The sequence below is a fragment of the Pedobacter ginsengiterrae genome (assembly GCF_039537385.1).
Lineage (GTDB): Bacteria > Bacteroidota > Bacteroidia > Sphingobacteriales > Sphingobacteriaceae > Pedobacter > Pedobacter ginsengiterrae.
Window position 1 is genome coordinate 1 of record NZ_BAABAK010000013.1, and the last position, 24,281, is coordinate 24,281.

General features: G+C 36.4%; 17 protein-coding genes. 12 read left to right on the forward strand and 5 right to left on the reverse strand.

Annotated features, from left to right (window positions below; translation table 11 throughout):
- Nucleotides 1-106: 106 nt before the first annotated feature.
- Nucleotides 107-3,505: a TonB-dependent receptor gene (locus ABD692_RS12955; RefSeq protein WP_344767600.1), complete on the reverse strand. Its 3,399-nt coding sequence runs from the start codon at nucleotides 3,503-3,505 to the stop codon at nucleotides 107-109.
- A 538-nt stretch (nucleotides 3,506-4,043) separates the two neighbouring features.
- Here ABD692_RS12955 and lpdA point away from each other — a divergent pair.
- From lpdA to asnS, 10 genes are all read left to right on the forward strand, one after another.
- Entirely contained in the window at nucleotides 4,044-5,432 is a 1,389-nt protein-coding gene (gene lpdA / locus ABD692_RS12960; RefSeq protein ID WP_316760999.1) for a dihydrolipoyl dehydrogenase, read from the forward strand.
- Nucleotides 5,433-5,560: 128 nt separating this feature from the next.
- On the forward strand, nucleotides 5,561-6,400 hold the full coding sequence (locus ABD692_RS12965; RefSeq protein ID WP_344767603.1) for an MBL fold metallo-hydrolase: 840 nt from the start codon (nucleotides 5,561-5,563) through the stop codon (nucleotides 6,398-6,400).
- A 2-nt stretch (nucleotides 6,401-6,402) separates the two neighbouring features.
- Nucleotides 6,403-6,969, forward strand: coding sequence for a GNAT family N-acetyltransferase (locus ABD692_RS12970; protein WP_344767605.1), 567 nt, complete (start codon nucleotides 6,403-6,405; stop codon nucleotides 6,967-6,969).
- A 78-nt stretch (nucleotides 6,970-7,047) separates the two neighbouring features.
- Nucleotides 7,048-7,407 (forward strand): hypothetical protein, encoded by a 360-nt coding sequence (locus ABD692_RS12975; RefSeq protein WP_344767607.1) that lies wholly within the window; start codon nucleotides 7,048-7,050, stop codon nucleotides 7,405-7,407.
- 301 nt (nucleotides 7,408-7,708) lie between these two features.
- Nucleotides 7,709-8,236, forward strand: a complete 528-nt coding sequence (locus ABD692_RS12980; protein ID WP_344767609.1) for a ferritin — start codon at nucleotides 7,709-7,711, stop codon at nucleotides 8,234-8,236.
- 437 nt (nucleotides 8,237-8,673) lie between these two features.
- Complete coding sequence (locus tag ABD692_RS12985; RefSeq protein ID WP_344767611.1) at nucleotides 8,674-10,122, forward strand: circularly permuted type 2 ATP-grasp protein; 1,449 nt, start codon at nucleotides 8,674-8,676, stop codon at nucleotides 10,120-10,122.
- 9 nt (nucleotides 10,123-10,131) lie between these two features.
- Nucleotides 10,132-11,067 carry an alpha-E domain-containing protein gene (locus ABD692_RS12990; RefSeq protein WP_344767613.1) on the forward strand — a complete coding sequence of 312 codons (936 nt, stop codon included), beginning with the start codon at nucleotides 10,132-10,134 and terminating at the stop codon, nucleotides 11,065-11,067.
- Between the two features lie 53 nt (nucleotides 11,068-11,120).
- The gene (locus tag ABD692_RS12995) at nucleotides 11,121-12,113 is read left to right on the forward strand and encodes a transglutaminase family protein (protein WP_344767615.1); all 993 of its coding nucleotides are present in this window, start codon (nucleotides 11,121-11,123) and stop codon (nucleotides 12,111-12,113) included.
- A 132-nt stretch (nucleotides 12,114-12,245) separates the two neighbouring features.
- Nucleotides 12,246-12,470 (forward strand): hypothetical protein, encoded by a 225-nt coding sequence (locus ABD692_RS13000; RefSeq protein ID WP_344767645.1) that lies wholly within the window; start codon nucleotides 12,246-12,248, stop codon nucleotides 12,468-12,470.
- 241 nt (nucleotides 12,471-12,711) lie between these two features.
- Nucleotides 12,712-14,160 carry an asparagine--tRNA ligase gene (gene asnS / locus ABD692_RS13005; RefSeq protein ID WP_344767617.1) on the forward strand — a complete coding sequence of 483 codons (1,449 nt, stop codon included), beginning with the start codon at nucleotides 12,712-12,714 and terminating at the stop codon, nucleotides 14,158-14,160.
- Nucleotides 14,161-14,332: 172 nt separating this feature from the next.
- On the opposite strand, the gene ABD692_RS13010 is transcribed toward asnS, so the two are convergent.
- Nucleotides 14,333-15,994, reverse strand: a complete 1,662-nt coding sequence (locus ABD692_RS13010) for an FMN-binding glutamate synthase family protein (protein ID WP_344767619.1) — start codon at nucleotides 15,992-15,994, stop codon at nucleotides 14,333-14,335.
- An 83-nt stretch (nucleotides 15,995-16,077) separates the two neighbouring features.
- On the opposite strand from ABD692_RS13010, the gene ABD692_RS13015 reads away from it, so the two are divergent.
- Nucleotides 16,078-16,698, forward strand: a complete 621-nt coding sequence (locus ABD692_RS13015; RefSeq protein WP_344767621.1) for an L-threonylcarbamoyladenylate synthase — start codon at nucleotides 16,078-16,080, stop codon at nucleotides 16,696-16,698.
- Between the two features lie 82 nt (nucleotides 16,699-16,780).
- Nucleotides 16,781-17,929, forward strand: a complete 1,149-nt coding sequence (nhaA, locus tag ABD692_RS13020; RefSeq protein ID WP_344767623.1) for a Na+/H+ antiporter NhaA — start codon at nucleotides 16,781-16,783, stop codon at nucleotides 17,927-17,929.
- A gap of 447 nt (nucleotides 17,930-18,376) precedes the next feature.
- Here nhaA and ABD692_RS13025 read toward each other — a convergent pair whose 3' ends face one another.
- The 3 genes from ABD692_RS13025 to ABD692_RS13035 form a co-directional block, all read right to left on the reverse strand.
- A complete protein-coding gene (locus ABD692_RS13025; RefSeq protein WP_344767625.1) occupies nucleotides 18,377-19,786 on the reverse strand; it encodes a TolC family protein in 1,410 nt (469 codons plus the stop codon).
- Nucleotides 19,773-22,967, reverse strand: a complete 3,195-nt coding sequence (locus ABD692_RS13030; protein ID WP_344767627.1) for an efflux RND transporter permease subunit — start codon at nucleotides 22,965-22,967, stop codon at nucleotides 19,773-19,775. Before ABD692_RS13030 ends, ABD692_RS13025 begins: the two co-directional genes overlap by 14 nt.
- Nucleotides 22,968-23,050: 83 nt before the next feature.
- Nucleotides 23,051-24,175, reverse strand: a complete 1,125-nt coding sequence (locus ABD692_RS13035) for an efflux RND transporter periplasmic adaptor subunit (RefSeq protein WP_425567343.1) — start codon at nucleotides 24,173-24,175, stop codon at nucleotides 23,051-23,053.
- Nucleotides 24,176-24,281: the final 106 nt, after the last annotated feature.

The window sequence follows — 24,281 nt, forward strand, 5'->3', positions numbered from 1 at the left end:
AAACATGTTTCACCTGATCGATTTTCAAAGTTAACCCAATAAAGGAGGTAACTTTTTCAGTGCCCTCCATTCTCATCGGGACTTTTTTGTTATACTAAGTTAAGTATTAGTTAAAGTTATAACGAACTCCAAACTGCATGTAATAAGTAGAAGAAATCGTTTGTGAAGTACCAAAGGTATCTCTTACGATATCACCTTGTGCTGCACCTAAGATAAATGTTGGTTTTGTAGTTGCTGTGATTAATCCGGCATTTTGAGGAACCAAAATATTAGCATTATTTACAAAATTTACATTACCCCATTTACGGTTTAATAAGTTACCTACGTTAAAGATATCTGCAGTGAATTCAAAGCTATTTTTAGACTTACCAAAGTTTTTGAATACTTGTTGCGTAATTCTTAAATCGAATTGATTTCTCCAAGGAGATTTAGCAGCATTACGTTCTGCATACTCACCTCTGTGCTTGCTTAAATAAGGATCCTGAGAAATGTAAGCATCAAAAATCGCAGCTTGTTCAGCAGCGGTATATGATCTTGGATATGCTCTAGTAACAGTAGCAGTACTTACTAAGTTAGCAGGAACAGCAACAAAGTTCATTTCTGATACGTCTTTTGGAATATAAATTAAATCATTTCCGTTAACACCATCTCTGTTGTAATCGGCACCATAAACATATGAATATCTTCCTTGTTGAGAACCCTCATAAAATAATGAGATTGACGTTGAAAGGTTTTTCAAATATTCTTTTCTATAAGAAATATTAGCGATAATACGATCTGGGTTTAAGTTTTGAGAATAACTTAAAGTAGGTGTATTTGGATTTGTTGAAGTAGCTGGAATAGACCATAAGTTACCTAACTGATCACCTGCCCCATCACCGTAATTACGTTGATCTGAACGAGTGTAAGCAACCATTGCAGAAACACCGTTAGAGAACTGTTTAGTCAATTGACCAGTAACTTGCCAGTTGTAACCACCTTTAGCGTTAGTCATTTCTGTAACGTTTAAAGCAGTAGTTCCGTTTAATGTTGGGATACCAGCAGAATTAATGTCAACAACTTGTCTACCTGCAACTGAGTTTGGATATAATGGTCTGTTATCTGGGAAACCTGTAATATTAGTTGTTGTTGGGTCAACTAAGTTGATGTTTCTTGCAACAGCAACATTTAAGTCCTTACCATAAATACCTTCTAAAGTTCCAACAATACCGAATGGTAATTTAACATCAAATGCTAAACTCGATTTCCAGGTTTGAGGGAATTTTAAATCTGGAGACATTACGCTAATTGTACCTGGAATACTAGTTCCAGCAGCTGGCTTAGTAGCAGTAAGTAATTGCGGTGCAATGCTTGGGCTAAATGAAGGAACAGTTCCACCATTAGTGCTAGAATAAGTTTGTAAATACTGTAATAAACCAGCATCACTAGATTGAGATACAATCCATACGAAAGGAACACGACCTGTGAAGATACCTGAACCACCACGTACTTGTAATGAACGGTCACCGTTTACATCCCAGTTAAAGCCAAATCTTGGAGAGTAAGAAATTCTGTTTTCTGGCAATACGCCTGTATCAACTTTTCTACCATCTGCAAAAGTTTGTGCAGCAACTAACGGGTGTGTTAAAATGCCTGGAGAATTAGGATAAGTTGCTTGTTCGAAACGAATACCTGCAGTTAATTTTAAACGATCAGTTACGGTAAATTCATCTTGTAAGTAAGCTGAATATTGAGCGAACTTAAAGCTTGGGAAAGCCTGAGAACCATCAGCAGTTAAAGGATAAGTTACTGAATATTGTAATGGTTTTAGACCATTTTTGAAATCATCCCATGATTTGAAAGTGTAGAAACCTGTTCCAAAACGTTGGAAACCGTTTGTTGTAGTACTTAATTCAGCTTGTAAACCTAAAGTAATGTTATGTTTACCTAATGCTAAACTTAAATCATCGCTATAGGTATAACCTTTAACATCTCTTAGGTTACCATAAGTAAATGGCTCATAACCAAAAGTTGTTAATACGTTACCCGCATTTGCAGAAGTTGCTGTTTGACTACCATCTAATATATCTACCAAAGGAAAAGGAGAACTATCAGAATTACGTGGGTCATTTTGGTGTGAATAAGTAACACGAGCTACGTTAGTAAGCTTACTACCAAAGTTTGAAGTCAACTCAGCTACTGCAGAGTATAAATTAGCTGCCTGATAATAGTTTGAGTTAAAAAAAGGTAAGCCTGCATTATTAGCAGAACCAGATCTTTGATTGTTATAAGCTAAAACACCAGTAACAGCAGAGTTGGTTACAGATGTACTGGCAGGTGATGGACTTTGACTTTCTACCTGGTTATAACGTACACTGAAACGGTGATTTTTAGAAATGTTCCAATCTAAACGAGCAAACATTTTTTCATTATCACTCACATTTGAATAGCCTTGGTAAGGACCAGTAGCATAACCATAGGTGTTTAATAAATAAGAAGAAACTTCATTTAAGAATGATGCTGAAGCTTGAACAACAGTGTTAGGAGAACCAGGAGCACCATAAGCTAAACCTGGAGTTGAAGCAATCCTGGTCGTTCCAGGCTGAATCGTATGTTTTTTCTCGTAGTTAACAAAGAAGAATAATTTATCCTTGATAATTGGACCACCTAAACTAAAGCCATAATTTTTCTCATCTAATTTTTGGATAGCTGCATCAGGGATTCTATAAGTTTCACCAATTCTTTTACCTTGATTTTCTTCGCCACGCATTGTATAGAATGCATTACCTTGGAAGGTATTTGTACCTGAACGAGTTACTGCACTAACAGAACCACCAGTAAAACCTGTTTGACGAACATCATAAGGGGTAACATTAATTGAAATCTGCTCTAATGCATCGATCGAAATTGGAGAACCACCCGCAGGGATATTCTGGCCGATACCAAATTGATTGTTGAAGTTCGCTCCATCTACTGTAAAGTTGTTGGAACGATAGTTACCACCACCAATTGAAGTACCATTTGCTTGTGGTGTTAAACGAGTTAAGTCGTTTACACTACGAGTGATAGTAGGTAAAGATTGAATTTGCTGTCTCGCAATTACCGTAGAAGTTCCGTTTTTATTTGAATTTAAAATGCTGTTAGCACTTTGTCCAACAACTTTTACTTCAGACAATGTTGAACTGTTATCCACTAAAGTTAAGTTTGCTACGAAAGGCTCACCTATTTTCAAGTAAACTTCAGATAATTTAGTTGGCTTGTAACCAACAAAGCTCACTTCAATTGTGTAAGGACCACCAACACGCATAGCACCAATGGTAAAGCGACCATCATTGTTCGTTTGAACAGCATAAACCGTACCTGTTGGAGTGTGGACGGCCTTAACGCTTGCACCAGGTAAAGAGCCAGAGGCATCTTTAATGGTTCCTGTCATAGACGACGTTGTAACCTGTGCATTAACACTTAAGTTAATACCTACAAACGCCACGATAACAAGTACTAATCTTAAAAGTAAAGATTTCTTCATACTTTGATTTTTTAATTTGTTTTTTGTTGAATAATAAATCGGGAATGATTTTAACGGTGCAAATGTAATTATTAATTTTTAACACATTTTAACATCCAATGTTAAATTATTATTAATTATCACAAAACTTTTCAACAATTAACACTACTCATAACCCTTTAACTTTCAGTTTATCAACAACTTGATTCTGATTATAAAAATAACATAATAATTACCCCTCCAAACACCGAAATTTTTAGTCATTATAAAGTTATTGTAAGGAATTTTTCATTTATCGTTTATTAACAAACATTTTTTTAGTTTTGGCATTGAAAGAGAAGTAACATTCTCTGAATTGTAAGGCTAAGGCAGAAATGTTGCAAAGCGAGGGAAATCTTCTCATAAGAGCCTTCTCCTATTCGGAGCTTACAAAAACAATTAAAAAGCAAACCTATTTTAAATAGATACGAACCGACTATAATTATCCATTCATTTTAATAATGGTTTTTAATTATGGTATGCTCCATCTGACAGGTAAAATATAAATTAAAAAAAACAGATGAATTACGACGTTATTGTTTTAGGCAGCGGCCCAGGTGGTTATGTAGCTGCAATCAGAGCTTCTCAATTAGGACTAAAAGTTGCAATTGTAGAGCGTGAATCTCTTGGAGGCATTTGTTTAAACTGGGGTTGTATCCCAACCAAGGCACTTTTGAAAAGTGCTCAGGTTTTCGAATACATCAATCACGCTGCTGATTACGGAATTACAACTGCTGAAGCGACTGCAGATTTTGCAGCGGTTGTTAAACGTAGCCGTGGTGTTGCCGATGGTATGAGTAAAGGCGTTCAGTTTTTAATGAAAAAAAATAAAATTGACGTAATTATGGGTACTGGTAAGGTTAAACCAGGAAACAAATTAGAAGTTAAAGGTGCTGATGGTTCTCAAAAAGAATTAACTGCAAAAAATATCATCATTGCTACTGGAGCTCGCTCTAGAGAATTACCAAACTTAAAACAAGACGGTAAAAAAATTATTGGCTACCGCCAGGCAATGGTTTTACCAGAATTGCCAAAAAGTATGGTAGTGGTAGGCTCTGGAGCCATTGGCGTTGAGTTTGCATATTTCTATGCAACCATGGGAACTAAAGTTACAATTGTTGAATTTATGGAGAACGTTGTTCCTGTAGAGGATGAAGACGTTTCCAAACAATTATTACGTAGCTTGAAAAAAGTTGGCATCGATGTAATGACTTCAGCTTCTGTTGAAGCGGTTGATACAAGTGGCGCTGGCTGCAAAGTTTCTGTTAAAACAGCATCTGGAATGCAAACAATCGAAGCAGATATCGTATTATCTGCAGCTGGTATTGTTGCAAACATCGAAAACATAGGCTTAGAAGAAACTGGTATCAAAACTGAAAAAGGTAAAATCGTTACAGACGAATTCTATAACACTTCAGTTAAAGGTTATTATGCAATTGGTGATGTTGTAGGCGGACAAGCTTTGGCTCACGTTGCATCAGCAGAAGGCATTATCTGCGTTGAAAAAATTGCAGGTCAGCATGTTGAGGCATTAGATTACAACAACATCCCAGGCTGTACTTATTGCACACCTGAAATTGCTTCTGTAGGTTACACCGAAAAAGCAGCTAAAGCAGCTGGTTATGAATTAAAGATTGGTAAATTTCCTTTCTCTGCATCGGGTAAAGCCAGTGCGGCTGGAGCAAAAGATGGCTTCGTTAAATTAATTTTCGACGCTAAATATGGAGAATTATTAGGTGCTCACATGATTGGTGCGAATGTTACAGAAATGATTGCAGAGATTGTGGTTGCCCGTAAATTGGAAACTACTGGCCATGAGATGATTAAATCAGTACACCCACACCCTACCATGAGCGAAGCGATTATGGAAGCTGCAGCTGATGCTTACGGAGAAGTGATTCACTTATAAACTGAAAGGCGATCGGTTTAACCTTAAAGGTAAACCTAAAAGCTAATTAAAAACAAAATAAGAAAACCCTTTAGTTAGTTCTAAAGGGTTTTCTTATTTTAGGAATCAATATACTTAACACTAATAAAATGAAACTACATACCATAAATACTGGACTTTTCAAATTAGATGGCGGCGCAATGTTTGGTGTGGTACCAAAAGCAATTTGGCAAAAAACAAACCCTGCCGATACAAACAACCTTTGTACCTGGGCGATGCGCTGTCTTTTAATTGAAGACGGTAATCAACTCACCTTAATTGATACTGGAATTGGCAATAAACAGAATGAAAAATTTTTCAGTCATTATTACCTGCATGGTGATGACACTTTAGCCCAATCTTTATCCGCATTGGGTTTCACTACAGCTGATATTACGGATGTGTTTCTAACCCACTTGCATTTCGACCATGTAGGCGGTGCGATCATTAATGAAGGAGAAAAACTTATTCCTGCATTTAAAAACGCAACCTATTGGAGTAATGAAAAACATTGGCAATGGGCTATTGAACCAAACGCCAGAGAAAAAGCCTCATTCTTGAAAGAAAATATTTTACCAATTCAAGAAAGCGGACAACTAAAATTTATTGAAGAAAAAGAAAATCTAGAATGGAAAAAAGACATCAAAATCAGTTTTGCTTACGGGCATACCGATGCGATGATGCTTCCAAAAATTAATTACAAAGGTAAAACCATTGTTTACATGGCCGATTTACTTCCATCAGTTGGGCACCTACCCCTGCCTTACGTCATGGCTTATGATATGTTTCCATTAAAAACGCTTACCGAAAAACAGGCATTTTTAGAAGAAGCTGTAGATAATGGCTATGTTTTATATCTGGAACACGATCCCGTTAACGAGTGCTGCACTTTACAAAGAACAGAAAAAGGCATACGCGTGTTAGAAACTTTTAATCTAAGTGATATTTAATAATGATTCGCGAAGCAAAAATTAGCGATGCAGAAACTATAGCCCCTTTAATTATTCAGGCGATGGGCGCACTGGCTTACAAATTCAGCAATACCAGTGATCATAATGCTACAATAAAACTTTTTGAACATTTCTTTAAAGAAACCAATAATCAGTATAGTTTTGAAAACACCTTAGTTTACGTTAATGAAAACAGTGAATTATTAGGTTCTTTAAATGCTTATGATGGGGCAAAGCTGGTAGAACTCCGGACGAATTTTTTAGATTACCTCTCCACTCATCATGGGTTAAAAAACTTTAATCCAGAACCAGAAACGCAAGCAGGTGAATTTTATCTCGATACAATTAGTGTTAGCCCAGCCGCTCAAGGCAAAGGCATCGGTAAACAGTTAATTGATGCAGGAATTATATTAGCAGCCGAATTAGGCCACACTCAAGTGGGTTTACTGGTTGAAGTTGATAATTATAAAGCTTTAAAACTTTATCAAAACAAAGGTTTCCAGATTAAAGACGAAAAAAAATTTATCGGAGGAAGTTATCATCATATGGTTTATCAGATCTTCAGCTAAATCCTTAGAATGTCATATCAGGAATTTATTTACACTTTTATTTGTATTTAATCTAAATAATACCAATTTTTGTGTCCGATGGAAAAAGCGTGTATAGATATCAACGAACTCATTAGTGTATTCTCAAATGCTCAAGGCTCTATTTATCAATCGGATAAATTAAACTGCTTTTATGTTGATTTCGGCGGCAAATTTGCACGCTACAATTGCTTATCCCTTCAAAAATTAAAAAAGGTTGTAGAGCAAATCGACATTGAAGCTCTTCTTTTAAATACCCACAAAGCCGATTTCGAATTGGTTACATTTAATGGCTGCGAGCACATATATTTACTCAGTGCATTAGAAATTGTTGCTTTAAAAGATTTATTACAGGGCACCTTTACCATGTTCAAACTAAATCATTTGATTAACGATTGCCTTTACAGACTGGTTTATTAGTTAGTTTTTTTAAGGTTTGTTCTTTAATTTGTTAATTAATTAAAGCAAAGAGCTTTTCTCTTTTCTCCAAAATCGAGGCCTATCTTCCTAACTTACAACGAGTATCCCTCTTGCGTTACTGTGTAGATAATCAGTCGTCTATTCGCCCTCTTAGATTTCACCAACCTCATCTTCTTGTCATTATTTAAACTCATTACAAATAGCTAATCATCAGCAATTTAGACTAATTTCATATTGCAAATAATTTATAGATCTAAACAAATACATGATACATTTGTATTGTTATTAAAGCACAGAAACTATGAAAGATTTAATGCGTATTAAATGTTTAATATCTCAGGATATCGAAACACTTTTAAATCAGCAAATTAAAAAAGAAGCTCACTCTTCATCACTATATTTATCAATGTCATCTTGGTGTGACCAAAACGGATTCGATTTTTCAGCAGATTATTTTGCAAAGCAGTCTGAGGAAGAAAGAATGCACCAGTTAAAATTGTTTAAATATGTGTTAGACATGGGTGGTAATGCTATTTCTCCAGAAGTTACGGGCATTAAAACAGACTTCGCAGGATTTAGAGAAGTTTTTGAAGATGCATTGGAAGCAGAAATTGCGATTACTCAAAGTTTTAAAAACTTAGCTGCTAGGTGCCACAAAGAACAAGATTTCGTTACTATGGAATTCTTAAACTGGTTCTTAAAAGAGCAACGTGAAGAAGAATACAAAGCTCGTCGTGCGCTAGAATTATTTGATGTTATCGGAGAAGAAGGTACAGGAAGATGGGAAATTGACAAACACGTTAATAAAATCACTTACTCAGAACAATAACTAACAAAATATAAATTGTAAAGCTATCTCGATGCAAATTGAGGTAGCTTTTTTTTTGCTTAAATATTCTCAGCCAAATAATTATAAAAAAAGCTTCTCTGTTATGGAGAAGCTTTTTGGTTTAGTTTAGGTTGTTTGGTTTATGTTGATTATGAATAAGTCTTTAAATTTTGTAAAAAAAGCGCCGTTACCAGCGCTTTTTTTAAACCAAATATATAATAATAATTAACGAGCATTACAAATGTACGAACATTTGTGATATTACCAAGAAAAAAATATAAATATTTAATTTATTTTAATATAAAAACTATAATTATCTAATTATCAGCTGAAAAAACTACATAAAACTAAATAAAAACTCATATATTTTATTTTTTAATTAAAAAAACTATATATTTTCTTTTCAAAATCCTACTTTAAAGAAATAATTAGATAAAATGATAGAAGATTTTATAAAAAACTACTTAAATCATCCAAATACTTACGATGAAATGTTTTTAAATGGTGATAATTATAGAAATCACTATTCAAATTTCATTAATAATTTCTCAAAAGAATCGCTCGACAATCTGAACAAAAAAGAAGAACTGGCTAAAAAACTGTTCATGAGCCAGGGCATTACCTTTACCGTGTATGATAGTGGAGAAGGAATAGAGAAAATTTTTCCTTTTGATATTATCCCACGCATTATTACTTCAAGCGAATGGTCTTTTATAGAAAAAGGAATTAAACAGCGCTTAAAAGCTTTAAATCTTTTCCTTAAAGATGTTTACAGCAATCAATTTATTCTAAAAGATAAAATTGTTCCGATAAATGTAATTTATTCGTGCCCGCATTTTTTAAGGGAGATGCATAATGTAAACGTATTACATGATATATACATCCATATTGCAGGGATAGACCTAATTCGCGACCATGATGGAACCTTTTATGTTTTGGAAGATAACCTGCGCACCCCATCGGGCGTAAGTTACATGCTTGAAAACCGCGAGATTACCAAGCGGCTTTTTCCCGACCTTATCCCGCAATGTGGCGTAAGAAGTGTAACCGAGTACCCTTCAATTTTATATAAGAACCTAGTAGCCTTGTCACCAAGAGCTGTTTCCAACCCAACTATTGTAATGTTAAGCCCTGGGATGTACAACTCTGCTTATTACGAACATACTACCCTAGCCAGATTAATGGGTGTAGAACTAGTTGAAGGAAGAGATTTAGTAGTTAAAAATCTAAAAGTGTTTATGAAAACAACTACTGGATTACAACAAATCGATGTAATTTATCGCCGTGTTGATGATGACTACTTGGATCCATTAGTTTTTAACCCAAATAGCGTTTTAGGTGTTGCAGGATTAATGGGCGCTTATAGAAAAGGAAATGTAGCTATTGTAAACGCGGTTGGAAATGGAGTTGCTGATGATAAGGCCGTTTACACTTATGTTCCAGATATGATTAAATATTATTTAAACGAGGAACCAATATTAAAAAACGTACCTACTTATCAATTGAGCAATCGCGATGAACTTGAATACGTTTTTGAAAACATTAACAAAATGGTTATCAAAAAAACCAATGGCAGTGGTGGTTATGGAATGCTGATGGGACACGCTGCAAATGAAAAAGAAACAGAAGAATATAAGATAGAGATATTAAAAGATCCAAGAAATTTTATAGCTCAACCAACCATCAGCCTTTCTTCTGCCCCGTGTTTTATAAACGGAAAGCTTTCACCAAGAAGAATCGACCTCCGCCCTTTTGCTTTAAATGGCCCTGATGGGATATCGATCGTTCCTGGAGGATTAACCCGAGTCGCCTTAAAGGAAGGTTCGCTTGTGGTAAACAGCTCGCAAGGCGGCGGCAGTAAAGATACATGGGTTTTAACTTCTTAGAATACGAATATGTTAAGTAGAGTAGCATCGAGCTTATATTGGTTAAGCAGATATGTAGAGCGTAGTGATGGTATGTTGCGCATGTTAAAAATAAATTATGCCTCATCTCAAGATACCATTCAGGAATTTACCTGGAAACCCGTAATACGGATTTTTTCTTCTGATGATGAAAATGAATTGCTGAACATTCAGCATGATAGTCGCGCCGTTATCGAATATCTTTTATTAAACAGAGATAATCCGAATTCAATTTTAAACATTATAACCCTTGCCCGAGAAAATGCTAGAAGTGTACAAGAACACATTCCGAAAGATTTATGGCAATGTTTAAACGAATATTACCATACCGTTAAAGACGAAAAACTATTGTGGTATGTACAAAAAGACGATCCAATTACGGCGTTAGATATTTTAATTAAACAAGTTATGCTTTATCATGGCACAGCAGATAGTGCAATGGAACGTGGTGAAAGCCGCAGCTTTATGAAAATAGGCAAACACCTGGAGCGAAGCATTCAATCGGTAGATATACTGGATATTAAGTTTAGTTCGATTAGCACCAATCCCGATTTGTTAACAGACATTGCCTATTGGAAACATTTACTCCTCTCTTTAGGTGGCTACGAATTATATCTAAAAACTTATCGCCAGGGTTTTGATGCAAAAAACATCATCGAATTAGTTATGCTTAATAACGATTTCCCTCGTTCGGCTCTTTACTCCATGAATAATATAGAACGTTATTTTGGGCGATTGAAGAGCGAAAACAACATCGAACATTATAATAATCTATCGTTTAAAATTGGCCGCTTGCGAAGTATGATTACCTACAGTTCGGTAAATACAATGGGCGAATCGCAATTGCATGATTATTTAACCCAGATTAGAGCCGAGCTTTTCGGCATTGGCAAGTCCTTAAACGAATATTACTTTGCAAATTCATAGTAAATAAATCATCCCGATTAGTCCAAATACAAATCGAATAAACGAAAGCATCTATGCCAATTTTCAAAATTAAACACATTACCAACTACAAATACGAATTGCCTGTCAGAGATAGCGCAAATCAAATTATCTTATTCCCGATAAAAGACGATTTTCAGAAAGTAGTACAACATGATTTAAATATCTCTGGAAGCCCAGAAATTGAAATTTTTATAGATTATTATGGGAATGAGGTTGGTACTTTTACCCAAAATGAGCCCCATAATCAATTAAAGATATTTTCGAAAGTAAGCGTAGAAACTTTCCCTAAATTATTGCCACAAGATGATATGTTTAGCAGCGAACAATGGCATAGTTTAGATGCAATTAAATACGAAGTTCCCTATATCGATTACCTGCGGCAAGAGGCTTTCGAAGGTATGGCACAGCTTAAAGAAACGGCATTAAGCATAAAAAGCGATGACGACACACCATATCAAACGGCTATTAAATACTGTGCACACGTTTTCAGCTCTTTCGAATATATAAAAGGGATAACGGCTGTAGATACCACAATCGAAGAAATCATGAAGCTAAAAGCTGGTGTTTGCCAGGATTTTGCTCATGTACTTACAGCCATGCTGCGATTAACAGGAATCCCAGCAAGATATGTAAGTGGCTACATTTGCCCGAATAGAGATGGTATGCGTGGCGAAGGGGCAACACACGCCTGGGCAGAAGCATATTTACCAGAATATGGGTGGTTAGGATTAGATCCGACAAATAATTGCATCGCCAATGAAAACCATGTTCGTTTAGCCGTTGGAAGAAATTTTGCCGATTGCTCTCCTGTTAAGGGCGTCTATAAAGGTGGTTATGAACACATCATGGAGGTTAATGTCTCGGTAGGTTATAACGATGAAGATTTTAATGATAACGAAAATTACTTTCAGCCAAAGGAAGTTAATTACCCAAAACCTTCTGCAAATATAACATCTACTAGAAAACAGAATAGTTACCAGGAATATATGGAGGCAATTCAGCAACAACAACAACAACAACAGTAGATTGCTTTATTCTAACCCAATTTATCCTTTAAATAAAGCGGTAGGCAGTTTAGATATGGATGCTATGGTTGTTATGGCGAAACGAAAGATATATCGATTAAAGGAAAAGGGCAAAATGAAGTTGAAGACTATATTGTTAACATACTTACGAAAAATAATCTAGTACCTGTTGGCGATACGCGTCCTAGCGCTGAAAGTTACTACCGATCAGATCATTTTAATTTCGCTAAAGTTGGCGTTCCAGCAATCGATTCGGTAAATGGATTTGATAGTAAAGAGCCACAATTACAAAGACTTAGCTATAATGAGAGCCAATATCTCAACCATCCGATAAGTACTCCGAACAAATTAATATAGGTGGTTTTATCCAAATTGCTAATATTTTATTTTCGGCAAGGTTTAAATTAAGTTAGCAAACTACCTTTCCAGGATGGAAAAATGGCTCCGAATTTAAGGCTGCAGGAGATAAATCGATGGAGAAATAACTTTTTAACATTTGCAATGAAAGTGGCCCATGCAAAAAACTGGAAACTGATAACAGGAAACTGTTAACCGATACATTTTTTTTCCTAAATTTGCGGCTTTTACAAATAACAATATGATTAAGAGACAGCAAATTAAAGATTTATTAAAATCGACTGCATTTGGCACAGAAGTAACGGTTATGGGATGGGTTAGAACTTTCCGAAATAATCAGTTTATCGCTTTAAATGATGGAAGTTGCATGAGCAATATCCAGGTAGTTATCGATTTTAATAATTTACCCGATGAGCTGTTAAAAAGAATTACTACTGGTGCTGCTGTTTCTGCTACAGGAAACCTAATCGAATCTTTAGGAAAAGGCCAAACCGTAGAAATTAAAGCCACCTCAGTAGCAATTTTAGGCGATAGCGATCCTGAAAAGTTTCCTTTGCAACCTAAAAAACACAGTTTAGAGTTTCTGCGTGAAATTGCACACCTGCGTTTCCGTACCAATACATTTAATGCAGTTTTTAAGGTTCGTCATGCATTAGCATTTGCCATTCATCAATTTTACAACGAACGTGGCTTTGTATATATGCATACTCCAGTAATTACCGCAAGTGATGCCGAAGGTGCTGGTGAGATGTTTAAAGTAACTACTTTAGATTTCGACAACACCCCTCGTACAGATGATGGAAAAGTTGATTTCTCTCAGGATTTCTTCGCCCGCGCTACCAACTTAACGGTTTCTGGTCAGTTGGAAGGTGAATTAGCGGCAATGGCTTTTGGTCAGATTTATACTTTCGGACCAACCTTTAGAGCTGAGAACTCAAATACTACGCGTCACTTAGCCGAGTTTTGGATGATTGAACCTGAAGTTGCCTTTGCAGACTTAGAAGATAACATGCAGCTTGCAGAAGATATGATGAAGTATGTAATTAAATATGCTTTAGATAACTGTAAGGATGAATTAGAATTTTTAAATACGCGTTTAGCAGAAGAAGATAAACAAAAACCACAAAACGAACGCAGTGAGTTTTCTTTATTAGAGAAATTAGATTTCTGTTTAACAAATGATTTTGAGCGCTTAACTTATACAGAGGCCATCAAAATTTTAAAATCTTCTAAGCCAAATCAGAAAAAACAATTTAAATATTTAATTGATGAGTGGGGTGCTGATTTGCAAAGTGAACACGAGCGTTATTTAGTTGAAAAACACTTTAAAAAACCAGTGATCTTAACCGATTATCCTGCAGATATTAAATCTTTCTATATGCGTCAGAATGAACCAGATGCCGAAGGCAGAAAAACGGTTGCAGCGATGGATATTTTATTCCCTGGTATCGGTGAAATGATTGGTGGTTCACAACGTGAAGAGCGTTTAGATAAATTGGTTGATAGAATGAATCAATTAGATATATCTACTGATGAATTAAATTGGTATTTGGATACACGTCGCTTCGGCTCTGCTCCACATTCAGGCTTTGGATTAGGATTCGAACGTTTGGTGTTATTCGTTACAGGCATGACTAACATTCGTGATGTAATTGCTTTCCCTCGTTTTCCTAAAAATGCAGAGTTTTAATTTAAGAATTAAGTTAAAGCGTAAAGACGAGAGCGAAAGTCTAACAATACAAAAAAGCCAGTTGAAGTAAATTCAACTGGCTTTTTATATTTGAGCAGTCCAGAAAGGAAAGATTAAACAGAGTAATCTTTTAATTCAAAACTTCTATTTGAAGATTTATTGTAGATTAAACTTAATGCCCATCATCATGCATGGTATCGCCGTATGGGTTTGCATGAGCATAATCAACAGCCGAAACTTTATAATCTGTAGGTGCAAAACTTTCGGCATTACTTAATGCCATACCTAATTCAAAACGTGATGGATAAGGCGTTTGAAGTAAGCTACCTGCAGGAATGTATGGAAAACTTTCGAGGTAAGACTGCATTAAACTCGGACTAACCCTTCTATTAATATAAGCACGACTTAACTGTTGGGGCTCCCTTAATCCAGCAGCGCCAAGTAATTCTACAGCACTTGCAACCGTTAAGTTGTGGAAATTTTTAACACGTACGGTTTTATCTTCTACAACTAACCCTTTCATTAAGCTCTGATCTTGCGTGGCTACGCCTGTAGGGCAAGTATTACTGTTACACTCTAATGCCTGAATACAGCCCAGCGCGAACATCATTCCACGGGCGGCATTACACATATCTGCACCTAAAGCTATATTTTTAACTAAATCGAAACCTGTAGCAACTTTTCCCGAAGCAATAATTTTAATGTTTTTCTTTAGATCAAAACCTGTTAAAACATCATAAACAAATGCAACACCTTCACGCAAAGGCATACCAACCGAATTAGAAAATTCTTGTGGCGCAGCGCCCGTTCCACCTTCTCCCCCATCTACGGTAATAAAGTCGGGGTGAATTCCAGTTGATACCATGGCTTTACAAATAGCATAAAATTCACTCTTGCGACCTATACAGAGTTTGAAACCAACAGGTTTTCCACCCGATAAATCTCTAAGCTTTTTCACAAAATGAAGTAAACCAATTGGTGTATTAAATGCTGAATGTGCAGGTGGCGATAAAACATCTTTACCTTCTGGTACCAAACGAATTCTGGCAACTTCTGCTGTAACTTTTTTCGCCGGCAACATCCCTCCATGACCTGGTTTCGCTCCCTGAGATAACTTAATTTCAATCATCTTAACCTGATCAGTTTTTGCTCTATCTGCGTAAGCTTCAAAATTAAAAGTTCCATCATTATTTCGACAACCAAAATAACCTGTTCCAATTTGCCAGATTAAATCACCTCCAGGCTTACGATGATAGTCACTTATCCCACCCTCACCGGTGTTATGAGCGAAATTGCCCAATTTTGCACCACCGTTTAAAGCCAAAATAGCATTCTGACTCAACGAGCCAAAACTCATAGCCGATATGTTATAAATACTCGCTGCATAAGGCTTGGTGCATTCGGGTCCGCCAACTAAAACACGAGGATCTAAATTCAATTCGTGATGAGAAATTGCCGCAATGCTGTGGCTTAGCCATTCGTATCCGTTATCGTAAACATTTAACTGGGTTCCAAAAGGAATCGTATCATTATCTTTTTTTGCTCGTTGATAAATTAAAGAGCGATTTAAGCGGTTATATGGCGTACCATTTGTATCACTCTCTACAAAGTATTGATAAACCTTCGGACGCAATTCTTCCATAAAATATCTCAAACGACCAAAAACTGGATAATTACGTACAATACTATGTTTTGGTTGATATAAATCGTAAATGCCTAGTATTACAAATGGGCCAGTAAAAAGGAAAGTCCACCATAAAAATGGCTGGTAAACGCCCAACATAATGGTTAGGGCAACTAAAAATGCGGCAATTGCGACGAAAGCTTTTCTCATAAAATTACATTAGCGTATGTTTTGTTTCTACAAAGATTAGTATTATTAAACAACTGACACCATTAAATTGTTATTTTTACGCTATGCTTATTAAGATTTATCCAGAGAACCCAAATGAAAAGGCCATAGAGCAGGTGGTAGAAGTGTTAAAAAAAGGTGGTTTAATTATTTACCCAACCGATACAGTTTATGGTTTGGGTTGCGATATCACCAACCCAAAAGCAATAGAAAAAATTGCTAGAATTCGTGGAATAAAACCTGAAAAAGCAAATTTTTCATTCGTTTGTCATGATTTAAGTCATATCTCAGATTATATAAAGCCCATCGATAATACAACATTCAGGGTTTTAAAAAAAGCACTACCTGGCCCATTCACTTTCATTTTCAATGCGAATAATAATGTACCAAAATTGTTAAGCTCCAATAAAAAAACAGTCGGTATTCGTGTTCCAGATAACAACATTGCCAGGTGTATTGTAAAAGAATTAGGGAATCCAATTATCTCAGCTTCCATAAAAGATGATGATGAACTTATTGAATATTCAACTGATCCTGAATTAATACACGAAAAATACGAAGACCTGGTTGATTTGGTAATCGACGGTGGTTTTGGAGATAACGAAGCATCTACTGTTATAGATTGCACTAATGGAGAATTCGAGATTATTCGTGAAGGTAAGGGCGATATCGAAGATTTCTTATAATATTATCCTAATTGAAAAGACATTCAGCTAGTTAAACCTTTTTTCTTCATCTAACACCTCTATTTTTGGTATTTTTACCATTATGGCAAAACTTATTAATCTCGAAGTATTTCAACGTTTCTTCAAATCTGGCCAAGTTGGTGGTTTTTTATTATTGCTTTGCGTTGCCATTTCTCTATTAATAGCAAATACGGCCTCAAAAGACAGTTTCGAAGCATTTTTGCAAATCAATCTTGGATATGGAGCCATTAATTATAGTATTATAGCTTGGATTAACGATGCCCTTATGGCAATATTCTTTCTGCTTGTTGGTTTAGAAATTAAACGCGAATTGGTAGAAGGCGAACTATCTTCTGTTAAAAGCGCAGCACTTCCGGTGATTGCGGCATTGGGTGGTATGCTCGTTCCTGCTTTAATTTATTTCCTGTTTAATGTTGGAACAGAAACCGTTTCAGGTTGGGGAATCCCAATGGCTACTGATATCGCTTTCGCACTGGCCATCATTGCAATGCTTGGTAAAAACGTACCCACAAGTTTAAAGATCTTTTTGGCTGCTCTTGCTATCGTTGATGATTTAGGGGCCATTTTGGTTATCGCCATATTTTATACTAGCCAAATTCATTTCGAATATTTAGCCATGGCAGCAGGCATTTTGGCCCTATTAGCGCTACTGAATTACTTTGGTGTAAAGAATCTCATTTTTTATTTAATCCCAGGTGTTTTTCTTTGGTATTTTATTCACCATTCAGGCATACATGCAACTATTGCTGGTGTATTGCTGGCTTTTACTATCCCAACCAACCAAACTGATGTTTTGTCACCTTTAGAAAAATTGGAACACCTTTTAACTACTCCAGTTAATTATCTGATCATGCCGATTTTTGCCTTGGCAAATACTAATATCACTTTCCAAAAAGAAATGATTTCTGGTTTGGTGTCACCTTTAGGTTTAGGTATTATTTTAGGCTTATTTGCAGGAAAAACCATTGGGGTAACATTCTTCAGTTGGCTAGCTGTTAAACTGAAATGGGCTGAACTGCCATCTGGCGCAGGCTGGAAACACATTTTGGGTTTAGGTATGTTAGCAGGAATTGGCTTCACGATGTCGATTTTTATTTCCCTGCTTTCGTTTAGTGATGAATTGCATATTTCGGAAGCGAAGTTTGCAATATTAGCGGCATCAATTATATCGGGCTTAGTGGGTTTTGTATTTTTGAAAAGGATAAAATAACAGTAAATTGGAAAGAGAACTAAGCTTAGTTAATTAAACCCGATTAAAATGGAAAGCCTTTTAAAATTCAATTACCATCCTTTTGCCAAGTGGTAGCTTCCCTCTTTCTCGAAATCAGGTTTATACGGAAAAGCCACTATCTCAAAAGTTTGCAGTAAAAATCGGGACTGCCTCAACCGATGAGCACGAATTTTGCTTTTCAAAAATTAACCAAGAAATAATAAGCCAAACAACCTATATGTTCTTCAATGTATATATGGCTAAAATATTTTAGAAAAAACCACTAAGAAATAATAAACCAAACAACTTATAGGCTCTTGAATGTCTATGTGGCCAAAATAATTTCAAAAAAAATAACCACATAAGAAATATAAATTTCAAATAAGTCAATCGACTTAAATGCTTTATATTCCTTACGTAGTTAAAATATTTTCTTAAGGCAAAAACTTAATTCCAGCCACCACCTAACGAGCGGTACAAACCAACAACTGCATTTAACTGTTCAGTTTTAATGGTTATTAACTCTAATTCGCTTTGCAATAAATTACCCTGAGCGGTAATCACTTCTAAATAATTCGCCATACCACTTTTAAACAACAAGCTAGCGTTTCTCGATGCCTGTTGTAAAGTCAAAGCTCTTTTTTCAGCAATGCCATACTGCATTTTCAACTTCTCTACTTTTGTTAACTCATCAGAAACCTCTCCTACTGCATTAATAACGGACTGACGGAATTGAATGACTGTTTTCTCTCTATCAATTTTTGCTAATTCTAAAGTAGACTTCAATTGACCTCTTTGAAAAATGGGTTGTGTAATTCCACCAGAAACCAGGCCAAATAATGAAGCAGGCACATTAAACCAATTACTAGCTTTGAATGAATTGATACCACCACTTGCTGTAATAACTAAAGATGGATACAAACTCGCTTTCGCCACACCAACTTTCGCATTTGCTACGTTTAAAGCCAACTCAGCAGATTTAATATCTGGCCTGCGACTTAGCAACGATGATGGGAACCCAGCATTTAGGTCTTGTGGAATCGCCATTTTATCTAAACGATTTGTCCTGTTTATAGATTTTGGCATCGTACCAATCAATACACTCAAGGCATTTTCTTGTAAGGCAACATTTTGCTCCAAGCGAGGAATTAATTGTGCGGCATTTAACTGCTGCGCCTCTGCTTGTTGGATCGCTAATGAAGTAACCTGACCAGCATCAAACTGTAAATTGATAATCCTTAAAGTACTATCGTTCAGTTTTAAATTCTTCTTAGCAATTTCTAATTGAGCATCAAGCATCAATAGGTTATAATATCCTTGCGCAACATTAGAAACCAACCGAGTTTGAACCGCTTTACGTGCTTCTTCGGTTTGCAAAAAACTGGCTAAAGCGCCAGCTTTTTGATTACGAATTTTCCCCCAGATATCGGCTTCCCAAAATACACCAAGGTTGGCATTATAATCTTCGATATGCGTTGAACCTGTAAATTGATTTAAGCTAAGTCCGTTCAAACTGTTGTCAGACGGACGACTTGAACTTGCCGCCACCTGTAACTTTAACTCAGGTAAATAACCTAATTTCGATTGCTTAAACAATACTTCAGCCGCATCGATATTTTTCAATGCAATTTGCATATCGTAATTCTTAACCAAAGCCGTATCGATTAAATTCTGTACGGTAAGGTCGTTGATAAAACTCTTCAAAGGCAAATCGCCCACACTTGAAGAATCTTTTGGCATTGAATTTCTAAACATTTTTGGCGCCAAACTCTGTGGTAAAGCTAAATCTTTAGATACTGAACATCCGCTCCAGATTAAAGCAAAAAGCAGGATGCTTAAAATATTAAACCGTTTCATAAACTTCTTTAATTATAAGTTCTTCTTCATGATGAGGAACAACCTCATCTGATTTTCTTGATATTTTTTCTTGTAAAGCCTGGAAGATGACAAAGAGTACGGGGATAATAAACAGACCTAAAACTACGCCCGAAACCATTCCTCCCGCTGCACCAATACTGATCGAGTGGTTACCTTGTGCCGATGGACCTGTAGCGCCCATCATTGGAATTAAACCAACGATAAAAGCCAGCGAGGTCATAATAATAGGACGCAACCTAGATTTTGCTGCCTCCAACGCAGATGCAACCAAAGGCTGTCCGCTTCTTCTTCGTTGAACCGCAAATTCTACAATCAGAATCGCGTTCTTAGCTAGCAATCCGATAAGCATAATCAGCGCAACTTGTACATAAATATTATTTTGAATACCTGTTAAACCGATGGCAACAAATACACCGAATATACCTGCTGGAATCGACAAGATTACCGAAAGAGGCAAAATATAACTCTCATATTGTGCCGAAAGCAGGAAGTAAATAAATACCAAGCACAATAAAAATATCACGGTCGATTGGCCACCAGAAGAAATTTCCTCACGGGTTTGACCAGAGAATTCATAACTGTAACCTGATGGCAAATGTTTCTCAGCCACCTCTTCAATAGCCTTAATCGCTTGACCAGAACTAAAACCTGGTTTGGGAATCGCGTTAATCGAAATCGAATTAAACAGATTGTATCTCGAAGCCGTTTCTGAACCATAAATACGACTCAATTTTACCAGCGTATTGATAGGCACCATTTCGCCACGGTTACTTTTCACAAAAACACGATCGATTGATGATGGGTCTGCCCGATCTTGCACATCAGCCTGAACAACAACACGGTAATATTTACCGAAGCGGTTAAAATCTGATGCCTGTGCACTACCAAAATAAGTTTGCATGGTTTGCAAAATGTCTTTCACATTCACACCCAGTTGGTCGGCTTTTTCGTCGTTGATATCCAATTGCAATTGCGGATAATCAGCTTTAAAACTGGTAAAGGCTACTGCAATTTCTGGGCGCTTCATTAATTCTCCAATAAATTGCTGAGAGATCCCACTAAATTTATCCAGCTTACCGCCAGTTTTATCTTGGAGAACCATATCTAAAGCTTCCACATTACTAAAACCAGGTACGGTTGGGAAACTGAATACGAAGAAACTACCGCCAGTGATACCGCCCAGCTTACCACGAACCTGGTTCATGATTTCTTCTATATTTTTAACTGCGCCACGATCTTCATTTGGTTTTAATAAGACGAAAACCACAGCAGACGACGGACTAGTAGAATTCGTTAATAAGTTGAAACCAGAAATAGCCGTTACATCTCTTGAAGCATCTAACTTGCTTAGCAAAGTTTCCGCTTCTGTCATCACTTTTTGTGTACCCTCTAATGATGTTCCTGATGGGGTATTTACTGCAATCGCAATAAAGCCTTGGTCTTCCGTTGGAATAAATCCTGCAGGTGTGGTCTTTACCATGAAAACGGTAGCTAATGTAATCAATACCAAACCACCCATGCTCAGCCATTTATGACGAACCAAAAACTTCAACCCGCCAACATAACGATTGGTAAGAGAATTAAAACTGTGATTAAATCCGTTGAAGAATCTTTGCTTAAAGTTTGGTTTCTCCTCAAGTTTTTCACTATGTGATGAATGGTTATCTTTAAGAAATAAAGCAGCCAAAGCAGGACTTAAAGTTAACGCATTAACCGCTGAAATCACAATCGCAATAGCCATGGTAAAGGCAAACTGGCGATAGAAAACACCTGTAGAACCTTCCATAAAACCTACTGGTAAAAACACTGCGGCCATTACTAAAGTAATCGAAATAATTGCACCTGTTATCTCATGCATGGCTTCGTGCGTTGCTGCTTTTGGTGCCAAACCTTTATGTTCCATCTTGGCGTGTACCGCCTCGACTACCACAATCGCGTCATCGACCACGATACCAATGGCCAAAATCAAGGCGAACAAAGTCAGTAAGTTAATCGAGAAACCGAATAACTGCATAAAGAAAAACGTGCCCAGAATAGCTACTGGAACAGCAATAGCAGGAATCAATGTTGATCTGAAATCTTGCAGGAATAAGAACACTACGATGAAAACCAGAATAAAGGCTTCAACCAATGTATGTTCTACCTGCTCTATAGATTGGTCTAACGCTACTTTTGTACTATAAAAAATATTCTTTTTTATTCCCGCTGGAAAACTTTTTTCTGATTTCTCCATCAGCTTATTAATCGCCACCTGGATATCATTCGAGTTAGAACCAGCCAATTGAATAATACCAATTACAATTGCTTTTTTACCATTGATACGGGTAATACTGTTGTAAGAATATGCACCTAATTCTACTCTTGCTACATCTTTCAGATGTAAAATAGAACCATCTGCATTGGCACGTATAGCTATATTTTCATATTCTTCTGGTTTGGTTAATTTACCTTTGTATTTAATTACATATTCGAAAACTTCCTTACTTTTCTCACCAAATTTACCTGGCGCAGCCTCTAAACTTTTATCTTGAATGGCTTTCATTACCTCATTTGGGGTAACCTTATAAGTGGTCATTTGTGTTGGGTTTAACCAAACACGCATCGAATAATCTTTAACACCACCAAAAATCGCAGCAGAACCTACACCTGGAATACGTTTAATCTCTGGAATAATATTGATTTGAGCATAATTTGCTACAAAAGTCTGATCATATTTCGATTCATCTTCCGTGTACAAACCAATCGCCATAATAAAACTATTCTGTTGTTTCGCTGTAGTTACACCCTGCTGAACAACTTCTGCAGGTAGTTGACTCGTCGCCTGTGCTACCCGATTCTGAACATTAACCGCTGCTTGATCGGCATTAGTGCCCAATTTAAAGAACACTGTAATGGCTAATGAACCATCATTACTAGCTGTAGAACTCATGTAAGTCATGTTTTCTACCCCGTTAATAGATTCTTCAAGCGAAGGCGCGACCGAACGCAAAACCGTTTCGGCATTTGCACCAGGATAAACCGCCGTTACCAAAACCGATGGTGGCGCAATATCAGGAAACTGTTGTAAAGGCAGTTTCGTTAAACCAAGTACCCCCAATATCACCAATAAGATGGAGATAACAGTTGCCAATACTGGTCTTTGTATAAATATCTTGAACATTTTGTTTTATTTATTTTTTGTTCTTGTAATATGCTTTAAGCTTAAGTATTTAAGCTTTTAACTTTCAACTATTTAGCTTTCGGCTACAACTTTGCAGCCTTATCAGTTCCTTTTTCAGGCGTAATTACCTGTCCTTCTTGCAAACGATCTAAACCGCTCAATACAATTTGGTCGCCAGAGTTTACGCCATCTTTTACTAAATAATTATTGCCACTTTTACCGATAACTGTAATGGGCATTTTGCTCACTTTATTGTCTTTGCTTACTGCAAAAACGAAAACTTTATCCTGCATTTCTACAGTAGCAGCTTGCGGAATCAATATGGCATCATCGTGCAATAAACCTAAACGAACTTTACCCGTATTTCCAGAACGTAATGTTCCGTTTGCATTTGGGAAACTTGCTCTTAAAGTAATGGCACCTGTATTTTTATCAAACTGCCCGTCAATCATATCGATCTTCCCTTTAATTGGATAAGTAGTGTTATCTGATAAAAGCAACTCAACAGCTGGTAAGTGTTTAATCCTATCGGCTGGCGATTTACCAGGATAGTTGGCGTTGAAATTGTTGAAATCATTTTCAGCCAAAGAGAAGTAAACATGTACTTCATGAATATCTGATAATTGCGTTAAAGCAGCCTGATCAGTTGGCGAAACCAAACTTCCTTGTTTCTTTGGGATACGACCGATGTAACCACTCACAGTAGCTTTAACATTGGTGTAACCTAAATTAATTTGGGCCGAAGCAACACTCGCTTTTGCTTGCTCTGCATTAGCTTGAGCAATTTTATAAGCTGTTTTGGCGGTTTTTAACTGGAATTCAGATACAACCTTATTTTGTACTAGAGGTGTCAATTTATCTACTTCTAACTGAGCATTTAAAATAGCAGCTTCAGCAGCATGTAGGCTAGCTTTAGCATTATTTAAAGCTTCACGGTAAGGGTTTTCGTTAATTTTAAAAAGTGTTTGTCCAGCGGTTACATAAGCGCCTTCGTTAACCAACACACTTTGTAAATAACCGCTAACTTGAGGGCGAATATCGATATCTACAGCACCTTGAATAGCTGCCGGATAATCAATATAAGTTGTTTGCGAGCTTTCGCTAATCAAACTTACAGGTAAAACTGGTGGCGGCGGTGCAGCAGCAGATTGATCTGGAGATGCTTTACAGCTTACCAAGATTATAGAGAATGATAGAATAATTAACATGGACTTAACATTATTAAACTGTTTAACAGTGTTAAGTAAGATAAACAAGCGATGGATAGCATTCATATGATTATAATTTATTGTGGATTTAAAGTGTATAAATAAT